General features: G+C 73.1%; 16 protein-coding genes. 6 read left to right on the top strand and 10 right to left on the bottom strand.

Translation table 11 applies throughout. From position 1 onward, the window contains the following. Window positions 1–6 precede the first annotated feature (6 nt). Window positions 7–333 carry a hypothetical protein gene (locus OG689_RS35440; protein WP_266325226.1) on the bottom strand — a complete coding sequence of 109 codons (327 nt, stop codon included), beginning with the start codon at window positions 331–333 and terminating at the stop codon, window positions 7–9. 319 nt (window positions 334–652) lie between these two features. Between OG689_RS35440 and OG689_RS35435 the strand changes: the two genes are divergently transcribed. Next, the gene (locus OG689_RS35435; protein WP_266325224.1) at window positions 653–1279 is read left to right on the top strand and encodes a phospholipase domain-containing protein; all 627 of its coding nucleotides are present in this window, start codon (window positions 653–655) and stop codon (window positions 1277–1279) included. A gap of 127 nt (window positions 1280–1406) precedes the next feature. On the opposite strand, the gene OG689_RS35430 is transcribed toward OG689_RS35435, so the two are convergent. Further along, window positions 1407–2018 carry a response regulator transcription factor gene (locus OG689_RS35430; RefSeq protein ID WP_266325223.1) on the bottom strand — a complete coding sequence of 204 codons (612 nt, stop codon included), beginning with the start codon at window positions 2016–2018 and terminating at the stop codon, window positions 1407–1409. 360 nt (window positions 2019–2378) lie between these two features. On the opposite strand from OG689_RS35430, the gene OG689_RS35425 reads away from it, so the two are divergent. Together OG689_RS35425 and OG689_RS35420 are read left to right on the top strand one after the other, a co-directional pair. Continuing rightward, on the top strand, window positions 2379–2594 hold the full coding sequence (locus tag OG689_RS35425; RefSeq protein ID WP_266325222.1) for a proprotein convertase P-domain-containing protein: 216 nt from the start codon (window positions 2379–2381) through the stop codon (window positions 2592–2594). A 120-nt stretch (window positions 2595–2714) separates the two neighbouring features. After that, complete coding sequence (locus OG689_RS35420) at window positions 2715–4595, top strand: DNA/RNA non-specific endonuclease (protein ID WP_266325220.1); 1881 nt, start codon at window positions 2715–2717, stop codon at window positions 4593–4595. Window positions 4596–4675: 80 nt separating this feature from the next. Here the strand turns inward: OG689_RS35420 and OG689_RS35415 are convergent, their stop codons facing one another. The 3 genes from OG689_RS35415 to OG689_RS35405 form a co-directional block, all read right to left on the bottom strand. Then, window positions 4676–4846 carry a hypothetical protein gene (locus OG689_RS35415; RefSeq protein ID WP_266325218.1) on the bottom strand — a complete coding sequence of 57 codons (171 nt, stop codon included), beginning with the start codon at window positions 4844–4846 and terminating at the stop codon, window positions 4676–4678. Between the two features lie 718 nt (window positions 4847–5564). Then, window positions 5565–5759: a hypothetical protein gene (locus OG689_RS35410; protein ID WP_266325215.1), complete on the bottom strand. Its 195-nt coding sequence runs from the start codon at window positions 5757–5759 to the stop codon at window positions 5565–5567. 497 nt (window positions 5760–6256) lie between these two features. Further along, on the bottom strand, window positions 6257–6685 hold the full coding sequence (locus OG689_RS35405) for a PPOX class F420-dependent oxidoreductase (RefSeq protein WP_266325213.1): 429 nt from the start codon (window positions 6683–6685) through the stop codon (window positions 6257–6259). Window positions 6686–6934: 249 nt separating this feature from the next. Here OG689_RS35405 and OG689_RS35400 point away from each other — a divergent pair, with 249 nt between their 5' ends. Together OG689_RS35400 and OG689_RS35395 are read left to right on the top strand one after the other, a co-directional pair. Further along, entirely contained in the window at window positions 6935–7471 is a 537-nt protein-coding gene (locus tag OG689_RS35400; RefSeq protein ID WP_266325211.1) for an NUDIX hydrolase, read from the top strand. 304 nt (window positions 7472–7775) lie between these two features. After that, window positions 7776–8315 carry a cysteine hydrolase gene (locus OG689_RS35395; RefSeq protein WP_266325209.1) on the top strand — a complete coding sequence of 180 codons (540 nt, stop codon included), beginning with the start codon at window positions 7776–7778 and terminating at the stop codon, window positions 8313–8315. A gap of 127 nt (window positions 8316–8442) precedes the next feature. On the opposite strand, the gene OG689_RS35390 is transcribed toward OG689_RS35395, so the two are convergent. After that, window positions 8443–8721: a DUF3500 domain-containing protein gene (locus OG689_RS35390; RefSeq protein WP_266325207.1), complete on the bottom strand. Its 279-nt coding sequence runs from the start codon at window positions 8719–8721 to the stop codon at window positions 8443–8445. Between the two features lie 13 nt (window positions 8722–8734). Then, window positions 8735–8998 carry a Rid family hydrolase gene (locus tag OG689_RS35385; protein WP_266325205.1) on the bottom strand — a complete coding sequence of 88 codons (264 nt, stop codon included), beginning with the start codon at window positions 8996–8998 and terminating at the stop codon, window positions 8735–8737. Window positions 8999–9439: 441 nt separating this feature from the next. Between OG689_RS35385 and OG689_RS35380 the strand changes: the two genes are divergently transcribed. Further along, entirely contained in the window at window positions 9440–10279 is an 840-nt protein-coding gene (locus OG689_RS35380; protein WP_266325203.1) for a siderophore-interacting protein, read from the top strand. A gap of 128 nt (window positions 10280–10407) precedes the next feature. Here OG689_RS35380 and OG689_RS35375 read toward each other — a convergent pair whose 3' ends face one another. From OG689_RS35375 to OG689_RS35365, 3 genes are all read right to left on the bottom strand, one after another. Further along, window positions 10408–10647 (bottom strand): hypothetical protein, encoded by a 240-nt coding sequence (locus OG689_RS35375; RefSeq protein WP_266325201.1) that lies wholly within the window; start codon window positions 10645–10647, stop codon window positions 10408–10410. A 1487-nt stretch (window positions 10648–12134) separates the two neighbouring features. Next, entirely contained in the window at window positions 12135–12983 is an 849-nt protein-coding gene (locus tag OG689_RS35370; RefSeq protein WP_266325199.1) for a hypothetical protein, read from the bottom strand. A gap of 832 nt (window positions 12984–13815) precedes the next feature. Next, window positions 13816–14859: a substrate-binding domain-containing protein gene (locus tag OG689_RS35365; protein WP_266325197.1), complete on the bottom strand. Its 1044-nt coding sequence runs from the start codon at window positions 14857–14859 to the stop codon at window positions 13816–13818. Window positions 14860–15096: the final 237 nt, after the last annotated feature.

Raw genomic sequence — 15096 nt, 5'->3', positions numbered from 1 at the left:
GGGGATTCATTCCGCCGGACGCCGGCTCCGGAGCAGCAGGACGGCCGCGGCCGCCGCCACGGCGCCGGCGGAGAGCACCCCGGCGCTGGACCGCCACGACATCACGGACCAGCGGGAACGCGCGGAGAGCAACGAGCCCGTACTCGCCCAGGAGCCCACCGAGAGCACCGAGAGGGCGGAGCCGACGGACCCGATCGACAACACCGACCCGACCGAGCCGATGGACAGCACCGAGCCCACCGACCCGACGGACAGCAGCGAATCCTTCGACCAGAGGGACAGCGCCGAGCCCTCGGGGAGCGGCCGGACCTGTTCCGTCGATGATCTGCGCACGCGGGGATCTCCTTGCTCAGGGGGACAGTTGGACATCAGGGGCGGCCCCGCCGGGATCGGCGGGCCCACCCCGGGCGGTAGGACGATCGTAGGCCGCTCCGTCTCCGCCGCAGGATCACCGGGCCGCGCGCCGGGGCCCACCGGCGGCTCGCCCGGCTGTCGGTTCGCCGGTCGAGGGCGTCGCGGTCGAGGGCGTCGCGGTTGCGGGCGTCGCGGTTGCGGGCGTCACGATCGAAGGCGTCGCGGTCGACGGGAGTTCCCGCTGGTCCCGACGTCCTGTCATACGTCGTTCATGCTCCGGCCGCCGGACTTCGGATGAATGAAGGCGCCCAGTTGTACAGCCAACTGCGCACCACCCTCCCGACCCGTCCGACCCGGTACACCCGCCCCGCGCCCGGCGCCCCCGCCCGACGCCGGCCCGGCCAGGTCGGCGTCAACCAGCCGTGCTCGCCCGACGCGGCGACCTCACAACGACGGCACGGTGGGCTACCCCTACACCGTGTACCCGAACATCGTCCTCCCGTTCGCCGGCACCCCGTTCACCGTCACGCCCGGAGCGTCCCGCACCTGCACCTGGGACGCCGCGAGGACGAACGGACGCTACGACTTCACCGTGCACGGCCCGGACGGCTTCGTCCGCCGCTTCGCCGGCACGGTGATCCGGGACGGCCAGGAGGGCCACAACGACGTCGGCGTGCCCATCGTGACCGCCGATCCCAGCAACTCCGCCCGTCTGACACTGCAGTTGGCCAACGACGGGATGACGGACATCTGCTTCACCGCCGCGCCGAACGACTTCGACGGCTCGGCGCAGACCGTCTGGGTCAAGCCCGGCAAGCAGAGCAGGCTGGTCCGGCCACCGGACCGCCAGGGCCACTACGACGTCACCGTGACGGCCGGCACCGGCACCCGGTTCACCCAGCGCTACGCGGGCCGGGTGCACTGACCCGCGCCGAGCGGGCCTGCGGGCCCCGGCGTCTCGCCAGGGCCCCGCAGGTGCGCTCGGGGGCCGCGCTCCCCGGAGCCTTCCCGGCCCGGGCACCCAACGCGCCGACCGGCGGCTGCGGCGGGCGCTACGCGTTCGGCACGATGTCGTGGGCGACCGCGAAGCGGGTGAGGTCGGCCCGACGCCGGGAGCCGATCTTGTCCCGCAGCCGGTCCAGGTGCGAGTGCACGGTGTGCTCGCTGATCCCCAGCCGCTCCGCGATCCCGTGGTCCGTCTCGCCGTTCGCGACCAGCTCCAGGATCTGCCGCTCACGGTCGGTGACGCGGCACTCCGGCTCCGCCCAGCGGCGCACCGCGAGGGCGGCCGACACGTACCCGCAGCCCGAGGCGACCAGCCTGATCGCGGCCAGCAGCTCCAGCTCGCCGGCCTGCCTGCTCAGGCAGCCACGGGCACCGGCCTCCATCGGCGGCACGATGTCGTGCTGCGACGGGGAGCAGAGCACCAGCACCTCGGCGCCCCGGCCGGCCAGCCGGTACACCGCCGCGGACAGGTCGGCGGGCCGTAACTGCACGTCGACGAGGACCACGTCGCCGCCCTGCAGCCTGCGCTCCACCTCCTCGACCGACCCCGCGGCCACCACCAGGGCCAGGTCGGTGGCGGACTCGATCACCTGGGCCAGCCCGCGCCGGAACAGCGGGCAGTCACCGACTACGGCGACCCGTCTCACCTCGGCACTCATGGCTGGCCCTCGGTAGCGTGACCGCCCGGCCCTCCGCACGCCGTACCGGCACGGGGCCCCGGACCTTCGCACCTCCCAGTCTTCGCCCTTCACGGCCCTGCGGCCCGTCGGGGCCCGTCCCGACCGGCAAACACTTCGCAAAGAACAGGCAAAGGGGCAGCTGTGCCCCGCGGCCTGTGGGTGTTTCTACCCTTGGGCCGTCCCGCGTCCCGGACCAGACTGGGGCCGAGCCCTCCGCGCTCGCCGAATCTCCGGGAGGGGTTCTGCCATGAGTGCCGTCTTCGGTGAGATCCTCACCTTCACCCGGCAGTACGGCGGTGATGTGGCCCTGGCCAGCATCGGCGACGACGGGTGGTGCGTATGACACCTTCCGGCCGTCGCGCCGTGCTCCACTACCGCGCGGGCGGCAATACCAAGAACCTGCTGCTCAAGCCGGACTCCCGGTCGCCGTCGGCACTCGCGCCGCCGACCGGCGACGGCGCCACCGGCAGCTGGAAGCTCAAGATCACCGACTCGGCCAAGCCCGGCGCAGGCACCCTGCGCCACCGGGAACCGCGGGTGCGGACGCCCACCTGAGCGCCCGGGCGGGGCCCGCTCGCGGCCCGACGGCCGCCCGCGCGGGCGACTCCCCTCCGGAGGCGCGCAGCGCGGGCCGCCGCCCGCACGGGCCGCCGACCTCACGAAGGGAAGATCGCCATGCCCGGCGCCAACGCCTCACCCCCGACCTACGCCGCCCCCGCCTACACCGCCGAGCGGGAGCAACTCATCACCTCGCTACGCCAGTTCGTCCGCACCCGCGGACCGGACTACCTCCAGGACCCGAACATCTCCTCGATCGGCGTGGGCTACCGGACGACCAGCACCCCGGGGACCCAGGAGATCGCGCTGCAGTTCACCGTGGACAAGAAGGTGGGGCCCGACGAACTCGAAGCACTGGGGACCACCGCCGTACCCGAGTCCGTGACCGTGGACGGTGTCGAGGTGCCGACCCAGGTCCTCGAGCGCACCTTCGCCCCCGACTTCCGGGTGGTCGCCGAGAGCGAGAGCCCCGTCCGCAAACAGCGCCTCGACCCGGTCGTCCCGGGCGCCAGCGTCGGCAACACCCACCGGGCGACCGGCACCATCGGCCTCGTGGTGTTCGACCGCGCCGACGGTACCCCCTACGTCCTGAGCAACTGGCATGTGCTGCACGGAGCGGAGGGCGCCCTGGGCGACACCACCGTGCAGCCGGGCACCCGCGACGACAACCGCGTCACCCAGAACCGCCTCGGCCCCCTGGTCCGCTCCCACCTGGGCACGGCCGGCGACTGCGCGGTGGCCGCCGTCAAGGACCGCCGCTTCGACCCCACCATCCTCGAACTCGGCGTCGCACCGACCGCGTTGGGCGACCCGCAGCTCGGCGACAGAGTGGTCAAGAGCGGCCGGACGACCGGCGTGACCCACGGCGTCGTCCGCCGGGTGGACACCATCGCCAAGATCCACTACGACGGCGTCGGCGAACAGCTGATCGGCTGCTTCGAGATCGCCCTCGACCCCGCACACCTCCCGGACGACGGCGAGGTGAGCAGCAGCGGCGACTCCGGCGCGGCCTGGATGTTCACCGGCCCCGACGGCAACGCGACCGGCGTCGTCGCGGGACTGCACTTCAGCGGGGAGACCGCGGGCAACCCCGACGAGCACGCGTTGGCCTGCCTACCGAGCTCGGTCTTCGAGAAGCTCGGAATCAGCCTGGACCGGCCCAGCGCCGAAGCCCTGGAGGCGGCGGTCGGCGGCTACAACCCCGACTTCCTCGGGGCCCAGCTGCGGATCGAAACGCCGGAACTCCACGAGAAGATCAAGCACGACGCCTTCCGGCTCGACGGCTCCGAGGTGATCCCCTACACGCACTACTCGCTCGCCCAGAGCGAGTCCCGGCGGTTCGCCCTCTGGGTCGCCTGGAACGTCGACGGCGGCTCCCTCAAGAACCTCACCCGCAGCGGCATCGACTTCCGCACCGACCCCCGGCTGCCCGGCGACGTCCAGGTGGGCAACGAGCTGTACCGGAACAACCGGCTCGACCGGGGCCACATCGCGCGCCGGGCCGACCTGCTCTGGGGCAGCCCCGACGAGGCCCAGCGGGCCAATGTGGACTCGTTCTTCTACACCAACATCACACCCCAGATGGACGACTTCAACCAGAGCTCCCAGAACGGGCTGTGGGGACGCCTGGAGGACGCCCTGTTCGCCGAGGTCGACGTCGACGACCTGCGGATCAGCGTGTTCGGCGGACCGGTCTACCAGGACGACGACCGGGTCTACCGGGGCATCCGGATCCCCCGGGAGTTCTGGAAGGTGATCGCCTTCGCGGACCAGGGCGCGCTCAGGGCCAAGGCGTTCCTGCTGACCCAGAACCTCGACCAGCTGGAGGCGCTGGACCTGGACGAGTTCCGGGTCTTCCAGATCAACCTGGGCGAGCTGGAGGAGCGGACCCACCTGCGGTTCCCGGTCGCCCTGCGCAAGGCCGACACCCTTGCCGCACCCGAGGCCCTGGCGGACCGGCGGCCGCTCGACACGCCCGCCGACATCCAGTGGCGCTGACTCTCTGACGCTATGTCATGTTCGCCGCTCCCGGCCGCAGGTGCTTGTCCTGCGACCGGGCCCCTTCCGCGGCGTCGCCCCTACTGGTTGCGCCGTGCGAGCGAAAGACCGATCACCCCGACGATCGCCACCGGCCCCGCCACCAGGCCCAGCAGCGGAACCTTGCCGATCAGCCCGATCGCGACCCCGACGGCCCCGATCAGGACAAGTGCCCGCCAGACACCGAGATTTGCCGGCTGTTGCTGCGCCATTTTCCCTACCCCCCAAGCGAATTGTGCGTTGGCATCGCCCCACTCTGTTCGAGCTCAAGACTGGCAGCAGGGCAGCGGGAGAACAAGGGCACGACGGGCGGGCTCCCAGTCGCACGCCACGTCCTTCCGGGTCGCGCTGCTCGGCGACACCGACCGACACCGACCGACACCTGAGCGGGCGGCCCGAACGACCGGGGCGAACGAAAAGCGGAGCGGAGGCGTAAGCACCCGGAGTTCACACCGATGTCCGCCTTGCGAAGGAGGCGCCTCCTCGTGCGGGCATTCGAGTGTCGATCGCAAACCACCGGATCCGGTGAACACCTGACGCCGGGTCTCTGCCTGCGGGCGGACCGCCGGTCCGTCTCCGGAGGGATGCCAGGCCGAAAGGACCCGCCTAGCGTGATCGGCATGTCAAGGATGCCCCTGCGGCGGACCGCCGCGACGATCATGCTGCTGCTCGCCCATGCCGTTCCCCGGATCACCGTCGCCATGATGGCCTTCGCCCACCCCACCGAACCGGCCACCCCGCCGGGCGTACCGCCCGATCCGCACCTCGGCCTGCCGGGCGCCCCACCGGGCGGCGGGCAGGGCAGCGCCCAGGGCGCCGGACCACCCTCCGCGCGGGCCTCGCCACCGACCCGCCCCGTCGTGCCGGCCCGCTCCGGCCGGCCGGCCGTCGGGGCCACCCCGGGGCCCGCGCCACGGCCGTCACCAGGGCTTACGTCGTCGACACCTGGTCGACCGACAGGCGCGTTGCCGGCCCGGCCGAAGCACCCAGGTCCACCGCCGCCGGACCACCGCTGGCCGCGCCTGCGACCGGTGTGCCCGCGGGAAGAGAAGGAGTGAGGGCGTAGGTCGCCCCGAGGGTGCCCACGCCGGCGGCGCGGTCCCACAACGGCACGACCAGCACCATGGTCGAGACCGGCAGACAGTCATTCACCTGAGCCCGACCCGTCCGTCGCGCGGCCGGCGGCAGTGCGCCGATCCGCCTCCAGGGAGCGCTCCAGGCCTGACAGCAGAGTGCGGAAGTTGGCGGCGTCGCGGTCCGACAGGAGGTCTGCCGGCGGGGTCTCGGTCGATGGCTGGCTCATGGCCGGGCGTCTCGATTCTGCGGGGCGGGTCGGACGGCCCGGCCCGCAAGGCGGGCCGGCGCTCCCGAAGCGAGAGCTGACGCGACGTTAGACCGCTGCGATCAACACCCACTAAACAACCGCAGGCCCCTCCCGTCACCCGCCTCGCTGCTCCCCGACCCGAAATCCCGGACCGGGAACCCCGAGAGCCGGAGCACAGAACCAGAAGGCCCGGCCCAGCGGGCGGACCCGCCATCGCCCGTCGACCCCGACACCGCACCCCGGACCCGCCTCCGGGCTCACCACTCCTCGCTCCCCTCCCTCACCTCACAGCCGACGGTCAGGCCATGCCTGCCGCACGAAGGACGGAGGCCCGCCCCAGCACCTTGTCGACGGTGATCTCGATGACGACCCGGTCGGGGTTCACCCGCGGCTGGCGGTAGCGCTCGGCATAGCGGCGGACGGCCTCGGCGACGGCCTCCGGATCCTCGCGCACCACCGCGACGCCCTCCAGCGTGGACCAGCGCGCCCAGTCCACCTGGCAGAGCGCCACCCGCATCCCGTCCGGGCCGGCTTCCTGAACGTTCCGGGCCTTGCGGCTGGCCCGATTGGTGATCACCCGGGCCAGCCCGGCCTCCGGGTCGTAGGTGACACCGACCGGCACCACATGCGGTGTGCCGTCGGGACGCGTGGTGGTCAGGGTGGAGAGGAGGCGCTCACGCCAGAACGCCAGGAAGACATCGTCGGGGTTGCTCAGGTCATGAACCATGCTGGGGATCGTACGACCCCGGCGTCCGGCCCTGCACCACCCACCCGGCGGACCGGCATCGGCGCCGCCGGCGGGCGGCCCACCCCGTCCCGAGCGGCCCGGCGGCCCAGGAACGGCCAGGGCCGGCGGCGACCGGCGGCGGGGTGCCGAGGCCCCTCGGCACCGTCGGAGTGCGCCTGCTCGACAAGGAGGCTGTGCGGAGCTTCGACCACGCATGACGCACAGTCAGATGTCGTATGGTGCAGCGCCATGACAGACACCGCAGGCTGGCACGAGATCGAGCGCCGCAAGGTCTTCAGCAAGTACGGACGCGGCATCGACCGGGTGACCTTCGAACTCCCCGACGCCACCAGGAACGACTTCTACCTCAAGAACGAGCGATCCTCCGCCGCCGTTCTCGCCCTCACCCCCGACCGGCAGGTGATCCTCGCCCGCCAGTTCCGCCCCGGGCCGGCCGCCTTCCTGGACGAACTGCCCGGCGGTTTCGTGGATCCCGGCGACGACCCTGCCGACACCGCCGCCGCCGAACTCCTGCAGGAGACCGGCCACCGGGGCACCGTCCAGGCCGTCACCACCTGCTGGGACGACGCCTACTCCAACGTCCGGCGCCACGTTTTCGCCGCCACCGACTGCGTCAAGGTCGCCGACCCGACCCCCGAGCGCACCGAGTTCATCGAGATCGTCCTGCTGCCCCTCGACACCTTCCGGTCCACCGTACTGCGCAGGGGCCGGATGACCGACGTGGAGGCGGCGTACCTCGCACTGGACCACCTCGGTCTGCTCTGACCTCGGAACCGGCTCGATCGGCCAGCCCGTCAATTGCGGTACACCGCAGGGCGGGTGGGCGCCGGCGAACGTCGCGGCCGCCATGCACTCCGGCGGCCCACGCACCAACCGGGCCGGGGGCGTCGGGTGACGGCGCCCCGGCCTGGTCCGGCCGCAACCGGACCAGGCCGGGAGTTCCTTGATCGATTCTGCCTAGAATGCTTCCACCGGATGTTCGGAAGAAATGTTCGTACGGCATGTCGGCCGCCGCACCGTCGGGGCGGCAGGCACGGACAGGGCCGTACGCAGGGCTGGGAGAGACCTCATGACCGCAGGCCGTACCGCTCTTGTCCTCGTCGACCTCCAGCACTGGATCACCGGGATGCCCTGGGCACCGCGTGACGGCGCCGCGGTGCTCGAAGCCGCGGCCCGGCTGCGGGCGGCCCTCACCGGAGCGGGTGCGGACGCCTCGCCGCAGGGGCCGCTCTACGTGGCCGTCCGCCATCTGCACGCCGACGGCAGCGACGGCGGGGCGGACGCACCCGCCAACGCGCTCCACCCGGAGGCCGCTCCCGGCCCCGACGACCTGCTGGTCACCAAGCACGGGCTCGACGCGTTCGAAGGCACCGGACTGCGGGAGGGCCTCGACCGCCTCGGCGTCACCGACCTGGTCCTGGCCGGACTCTCCACCGCCCACGGGGTCGCCGCCACCGCGCGGTCCGCAGTGGCGGCGGGCTACCGGGTCACCGTCGTCTCCGACGCCACCGCCAGCGTCTCGCACACGGAGCACGACCAAACGCTGGCAGCGCTGGAAACCCTCGGCGCGCGGATCGGCACGGTCGAGAGCGAAACCGCCGGACGCTGACGACCGCCGCGCCCGGCGCCGGTGTGCTCCCGGCCGGGCCGGGAGCACACCGGACACCTCGGCCGGGCGGCGGCTTGCACGGGTCGCTTGATGACGTCGAGTTCCCGGAGGTTGTTCTCGGTGGCCATCACGGCCAGCACCTGCTGTAGCCGCGCATGCTGAGACCGGACTTCAACAGGGTGTGGGCCAGTGTCCGCTGGTGACCGTCGAGCTTGCTCAGTGGCATGCCGGTGCGGTCGGGCTTGGGGATGAAGTCCCAGTCGAGGCGCCGGGGATCGCTCATCCGGGGGATGTGCATCCGGGCCCGCGCCTCCGGGGTGAGCGAGTCCAGGAGCGCCCATGCCGAGAACAGCATCCTCTTGATGGCGCCGGGTGCTTCGTAGTGCGTGGAAGGGTGCTGCGGCATGGGTCCTCCTGCGTCAGGCGGCCGGGTCCGATGGTGGGTACGAGGTGGCTGCCCCCGGCAGCACGGCGAGGAGGTCGCAGTGGATCCTCGCCGCACCGTCGAGTCGTGCGGCGACGGCCTGCCGGGCGGGCCGGCACGCGGGGTCCGGGAACATGGCCAGCCACTCGCGGTTGAGCGCTTCCCGGTCGCGGGGATCGGCCAGGTGGAAGGTCATCTTCAGGATGTCGTCGGTGCCGGCGCCCACTGCCGCCATCAGGGCGCGCACGTGGGTGAACACGTTGGCGCACTGCCGGCGCGGTGGGAAGGACGAACGCGTCCGTCACCCACTGGAGTTCGACGGTGGAGGCGTTGAGGCCCGCTGGATCACCGGCAGCGCGGTCGAGACGCCGACGACCGGCCGGTAGGCGGCGAACACGCCGCCGGACATGCCCCCGGGCCGATCCGGCCCCGGTCAGGTCGTCGCTCCTGTCGTGAACGGCATCGGTGCAGGTGGGGCCGCCCTGCGTCGACCGGGCGGCCCGGTCGGGCGTCTTCGTCGGCGAGCGGGCTCCGAGCGCCGTCCGCTCCCGCGGCGGCCGTTGCCCTCGGCGACCGCCGGCGAAGGCCCGGCCCGGGCCGCCGGTTCGTCCGTCCCGGCACAGGCCCGGGTGCGCCCGGGGGGCTGTGCGGCGAGTGTTACGTTGCGAGCCTCAGTACACGACATGAGGAGTACCAGCCCATGGCAGAGCGTCCGGCCCGTAGGCCCCGGAAGCCGCACACCGCACACGTCGTCCGCACCGAGCGGCTGACGCCCCACATGCAGCGCGTGGTGCTCGGAGGGGACGGTCTCGCCGAATTCACCGCGGGCACCTCCACCGACCACTACGTGAAGATCCTGTTCGGCGCCGAGGGCGTGTCCTACCCCGAGCCCTTCGACCTGGAGCGGATCCGCGAGGAGTTCCCCCGCGAGCAGTGGCCCGTGACACGGACGTACACCGTGCGCGCCTGGAACCCCGAACTGCGTGAGCTCACCCTCGACTTCGTCGTCCACGGCGACGAGGGCCTGGCCGGGCCGTGGGCGGCGCGCGCCCGGCCGGGCGAGACCGTCCGCTTCATGGGCCCCGGCGGCGGCTACGCGCCCGACACCACCGCCGACTGGCACCTGCTGGCCGGCGACGAGAGCGCACTGCCGGCCATCGCGGCCGCCCTGGAGGCCCTGCCCGCCGACACCCTCGTCCGCGCCTTCGTCGAGGTCACCGGCCCCGAGGAGGAGCAGAAGTTCGGCTCCGCCGCCGAGGTCGTCTGGCTGCACCGCGGGGACCGGCCCGTCGGCGAGCTGCTCGTCGAGACCGTCCGCGCGCTGGAGATCCCCGAGGGTCGGGTGCACGCCTTCGTCCACGGCGAGGCCGGCTTCGTCAAGGACTTGCGCGCGTTCCTGCGGGTGGACCTCGGGGTCCCCCGCGAGGACCTCTCCGTCTCCGGCTACTGGCGGCTCGGCCACAACGAGGACGGCTGGCAGTCCTCCAAGCGCGAGTGGAACGCCCAGGTCGAGGCGGAGCAGGAGACCCCCGCCCCCTGACCCCCGACGTCCCGGCCCGCGTGCCGCACGCGCACCCGTCCCCCGTTCCGCAGTCGGGCGGGGCGACCACACACAGCGGCAACGCGACCGGGACCAGGCCGTTCGCCCGCACCCAGGCACTCTTGGGGTCAGCAGCTTCGGCCCGGCTTCCCGCTTCGGAGTGCCTCCCTGGTCAGTGGGCCGTAGCGGAGGTGGTCGCGCTCGTCGCCCCGGATGCCGGCCTCCTGCCGGAAGGCTTGCAGGAGGGTAGCGGCGGCGGCGAACCGACCCGGGGTGAAGGACGCGTGGGCCGGACCGCAGGCCGTCCTGGCCAGCAGTTGGAAATGCATCACCGTGACGTCCAGACCCTCGTCCCCGAGCTGAAGCACCCGGATGCCGGGGAACGTGGCGCTGGGCGAGGCGCTCGGGGGCCGCGGTGCCGGTGGAATTGCGGTGACCCTCGGGCTGGTGGTGGGGCTCGGCGGCGCCGGCGGCCGGGTGGGAACGGGGGGTGCGGGCGTCACAGGCTTGGGTGGCGTGGCCGTTGGTGTCGGCGACACCGTGACTCCCGGCCGCTCCGGGGGTGCCGCCGGTGGGACGGACGGCCCGGTGGGCTGCTGTTCGGGGATGGTCGACGGCACCGGGGCCGGGGCCCTGCCGGTCGGCGCCGGCTGCGGGGCCAGCGCCAGGCCGACGGCCAGGGCGAGCGCCCCGGCGCTCGCGGTTCCGCCGGCGGCCCGGCGGTGCGAGCGCCCGACGGGTCGCCGGTGGTGCTGAGGCCGAGTCCGGCGCCCCGGTTCGGGGACGAGTACGGTGACGGCGGCGAGGGTGCAAGGGTGCGCGCCGTGGGTCGCGTCCGCCGGGAAGGCAGCCCGGTCGGCACCGGCAGGCGAACCGGGCACCTCTCCGAGCCCTTCCGTGGCTGGGGCCCCGCTCCTGTCGAGGCCGCCCACCTCGGGGATATGCGCTCCCGCAGGGCGCCGGCGCTCCAGCTGCGCATGAGCCGTAGGTCGTTCTCGGCCTGGGAACAGACGTCGCAGCCGTTCAGATGCGTCGTCACCTCGGGCGAGGCCGCAGTGCAGTTCTGCACCGCGTCGGCCATCCCGGCGACCAGGTGGCGGCACCTTCGGTCCGGCGCACCGAAGGCGTAGGCCCGCGCGTAGGCGTCGGCCAGGTGCCGCCGGGTCCGTTCCGTGGGGAGCGGGCACTCGACGACCACCGCGCCGACCTCGCCGGCGCCTGGTGCGAGGGCCGACCAGATTTCGGCCGCCGGACCCTTCGGCAGCCCGCGCAGGGCGCGGAGCGGCAAGCAGTCCCGCTCGGCGGCGAGCAGCGCGGAACGGTAGCTCTGGTGCGGCTCGCGTCGCCGGTCCAGCCAGATCAGGAAGCGCGCCGACAGAGTGTCGAACCCCTGTTTGTCGGCCCGATCGGCCGCGACGCGTCGCAGGGTGCCGAGCAGGCCGTCCGTCCAGAGGCGGTTGTGGTCCTCGGGTGCCGAGCAGGCAGTCCGTCCAGAGGCGGTTGTGGTCCTCCCCGTTCCGGAAGAGGTCGAGAGCCCGGTTGGAGGCCTCGATCACCAGATCCTCGGCGTCGTGGCGATGTCGGCACAACGCCCGCGCGTAGGTGAGGGCCGTTCCGCCGTGTCGGCGCATCAGTCCTCCGCAGCCACCTGCCGGGCGGGCGCCACGGGGATGAACCGACCGAGCTCGGAGTCGGTGAGGGTGAGCATGTCCGGTGACAAGGCATCCTCGGTGGAGTCGGGCGTCGACGTCGGTCGAGCCTCACCGGTGTCGGGCGGGCGGATCGGCCCGGGTGGGCAGCGTGGAGCCGGTCAGGTCGGACGGCCCCACGGCGCGGGATCGGGGCGCGGGGTGCGTCATTGGTCCCGCGACACGCGGCTGAAGAACGGCCACCATGACCGGTGGGGCCGTCGAGGGCCGGGGGTGTCGGTGGTGGTCGTCGGGGATCCCTCCTGCGGGCTCGGGCTCCCCTCGGGTGTCGGGCAGCCGTGCCCCGAAGTCGGAACCGCGGTCTGTGAGGGACCACCGTCGGCGGGGGTGCCGCTCCCGAGCACCGGCGTGGAGGGCGGCGCGTCCGACGCGGAGAGGCGGGCGGAGTGCCTTCCGGGACCGGGGCACGGCAGCGGGTGGGGAGCGCCGTCCCGCCGTCCGGTCGCGTGGCCGACCACGGCGTCGAGACAGCGGCAGGCTCCGCCGGCGGCTCGCAGGAAGTGCGCGGTGACGTACGCGTCGAACTGCCGGGCCCCGGCCATGGCCTGGCCCTGACCGGTCTCACCCGGCGGGCATACGGGCACCTCACCCCCGCCCGGTGCGAGCATCCGCTCCAGCACGACGGAGCGGCACGGGCGCGAGACGGACAGCAGGGCGTACACCAGCCCGTCGGTCGACTCCGCGCCGCCCCCGGGCGCATGGTGCGACCGGTACTCCGTCGAGCGAACCACCGCGATCATCAGGAAGGACCACGGGAGACCCGGCTCCTTCTCCGTGCGCGGGGAACTCAGCATCCTCGCCATCACGTCCCGGCGCCCGTCGTCCCCGGCCGGTCTGTCGTCCCCGGCCCGCGTGCCGGGGGCGGTACGCAGCGCGAAGGCCAGTGCGGCCGCCCGGTACAGGTCCAGGACCCGTCTCTCCCGCCAGGACGTCTCCGGACGGCCGTCGACCGCACGGCGCTCCTGACCGGCGCCGACCGTTCGGGCCTCTGACATGGAATCGCCTCTCTCTCGGGACAGCCGCTCGCGCGGCGGGATCACCATCAGGGGGCCGGACTCGTGCGGCTGGCGGAGTCCGCAGCGCGGCCCGGCGAACACGGCGGGGGCCCGGCGGCATCGGCTCGGCGGACGCCGTCGAACACGATCAGCGGTCCCGACGTGGGGCTGCGCGCGTACCCCGCGAAGGCCACCGCCGCGCCGAACGCGCCGGCCGGCACGATCGGCGGCCATGACCGCGACAGCCGGCGCACGCTGCGGGCCACGGCCGGCTCCGCGCCGTCACGACGTGGTGGGACAGGGGGCATCGGCCGGCCTTTCCAGGAAATCTTCCCGACGGAGCGCGCACCGGCGGAACCCCGCCGAACTCGGGCCACGGGCGGTCAAGGGCCCGGAGTACGAGCCCTCATCGAGGAAGAGGGCAAATCGGCCTTGGCATCCCGCGCCGATGTGCAACCGTTATGAACGGCATCGCGAACGATCCGGAGGGCGGCGGCAGCGCGCACGGCTCTCCTGACGCGCGCCCACCTCGCCGGACGCCGCCTCCGGTCCTGACCACCGAACGTCCGCGAGGCGCTGCACCACCCACTGCCATTCGTCTCTGACGGCGCGCCGGGCGAGCTCGTCGCCCTCGGCGGGGCCGCCCGGACACCGACGTCGCCGAGCGCGGAACCTTGCGGCCCCGGCCGATCCGACTGTTACCCGCTGCCTTCGAACTCGCCCCGGCCCAGCTGGACTTCGGCGAGTGGACACGCCGCCGCCCTCGCCCGGGCGGGAGCCGGCGCGAGGGCGGTGTCCGTTCGCCGACATGGCGCCGGACGGAACAGGGGCGTCAGCTGCAGGTGGCGCCCACCGCCTGCCAGGTGGTGGCGTCGACCATGGTGGTGGGGACGAAGGCCTCGGGCGGAAACTCCCTGCTGTTCTTGAGCTTGTCGTACATGGCCTGCACCGCGAAGGCGCCGACATCACGGCCGTTGATGAACAGCGCGGCCTTCATGCCGGAGGGCTTGCCGCCGCTCCAGTCCTTGCAGGCCAGGTAGGCGCCGAGACCGACGCCGATCACGTTGTCCGGGGAGATGCCGGCGTTCTGCATGGCGGTGACGCCGCCCTGGACGTTCTCGTCGTTGCACCCCCAGACCACCCAGTGCCTGACGCCCTGGTTGGCGGTGACCGTCGCGGCGATCTTGTCCTGAGCCCCGGTCGGCGTGTTGTCGGTGGCGACGTCGATGCTCTTCACGTCCGCCCCGCCGCCCGCGGCGAACGCCTCCTTCGCGGCCTTGACCCGGTCGCCGCACACGGTCACGTCCTGCTTCCAGGCCGAGACGATCCGGGTGTCGGCGGCCGACCAGCCGGCCTTCCGGTACTCCTCCAGCGCCCGCTTGCCGACCTCGCCGCCCATCTGGGCACCGCTGAAGCCGATCCGCGGCACCAGGTTCTCCTTCGCACACGCGGCGGGGTCCGGGCCGGTCGCACAGATCTGGTCGTCCGAGGTCAGCAGCGCGACGTTGGCACTCTTGGCGATCTGCACCACCTGCGGACCGACGGCGGGGTCGGGCACGACGATGATGACGCCGTTGGACTTCTGCGCGACCGCCGACTGCACCTCGCCGACGGTCTTGTTCGCGTCGTTGCCGAGGTTCACGACCTTCAGGTCGATGCCCAGGACCTGTGCCCGCGCTTCGGCGCCGGCCGCCTCGCCGACGAAGTACTCCTGGTCGCCCTGCTTCTGCAGGTAGGTGATCGAGATCCTGCCGTTCAGCGGCGCCGCCGGGGCGGGGGTCGCCGTCATCGGCTCCCGCCCGGTGGAACAGGCGGTGGTCAGGCCGAGGGCGAGCAGCAGGCCCCCGGCGGCGGCACGGCTGGTGGTACGGGACATGAACGGCTCCTTCGGGCATGCGTCCGGGCGGCGCATGCGGGAGTGCGGGAGGAAGGACGGCCCTCGGGGTGGCGAAGGCCGAACGGGAAGGGCCGATGGCGGGCTGTCCGGCGGTCGCGTCCGCCGAACAGCTGCCGGAGCCGGTGGGCGCACGGGGCCTTCACCGCTTTCACCGGGAACAGGAACGGGCTCAACTCCTTCGTCCCTGCGTCGATACCGGGCACCGCCCCGACGCGG

The sequence above is a fragment of the Kitasatospora sp. NBC_00240 genome, assembly GCF_026342405.1.
Lineage (GTDB): Bacteria > Actinomycetota > Actinomycetes > Streptomycetales > Streptomycetaceae > Kitasatospora.
The sequence above is the reverse complement of the archived record's forward strand: the minus strand, read 5'-3'. Positions and strand labels throughout refer to the sequence as shown.

Excerpts from the sequence above, each read along its gene's own strand:
- OG689_RS35405 (WP_266325213.1), bottom strand. The coding sequence starts at position 6,685 with ATGGTTCATGACCTGAGCAACCCCGACGATGTCTTCCTGGCGTTCTGG.
- OG689_RS35395 (WP_266325209.1), top strand. The coding sequence starts at position 7,776 with ATGACCGCAGGCCGTACCGCTCTTGTCCTCGTCGACCTCCAGCACTGG.
- OG689_RS35400 (WP_266325211.1), top strand. The coding sequence starts at position 6,935 with ATGACAGACACCGCAGGCTGGCACGAGATCGAGCGCCGCAAGGTCTTC.
- OG689_RS35410 (WP_266325215.1), bottom strand. The coding sequence starts at position 5,759 with ATGGTGCTGGTCGTGCCGTTGTGGGACCGCGCCGCCGGCGTGGGCACC.
- OG689_RS35380 (WP_266325203.1), top strand. The coding sequence starts at position 9,440 with ATGGCAGAGCGTCCGGCCCGTAGGCCCCGGAAGCCGCACACCGCACAC.
- OG689_RS35370 (WP_266325199.1), bottom strand. The coding sequence starts at position 12,983 with ATGTCAGAGGCCCGAACGGTCGGCGCCGGTCAGGAGCGCCGTGCGGTC.
- OG689_RS35420 (WP_266325220.1), top strand. The coding sequence starts at position 2,715 with ATGCCCGGCGCCAACGCCTCACCCCCGACCTACGCCGCCCCCGCCTAC.
- OG689_RS35415 (WP_266325218.1), bottom strand. The coding sequence starts at position 4,846 with ATGGCGCAGCAACAGCCGGCAAATCTCGGTGTCTGGCGGGCACTTGTC.
- OG689_RS35390 (WP_266325207.1), bottom strand. The coding sequence starts at position 8,721 with ATGCCGCAGCACCCTTCCACGCACTACGAAGCACCCGGCGCCATCAAG.
- OG689_RS35430 (WP_266325223.1), bottom strand. The coding sequence starts at position 2,018 with ATGAGTGCCGAGGTGAGACGGGTCGCCGTAGTCGGTGACTGCCCGCTG.
- OG689_RS35425 (WP_266325222.1), top strand. The coding sequence starts at position 2,379 with ATGACACCTTCCGGCCGTCGCGCCGTGCTCCACTACCGCGCGGGCGGC.
- OG689_RS35365 (WP_266325197.1), bottom strand. The coding sequence starts at position 14,859 with ATGTCCCGTACCACCAGCCGTGCCGCCGCCGGGGGCCTGCTGCTCGCC.
- OG689_RS35435 (WP_266325224.1), top strand. The coding sequence starts at position 653 with ATGAAGGCGCCCAGTTGTACAGCCAACTGCGCACCACCCTCCCGACCC.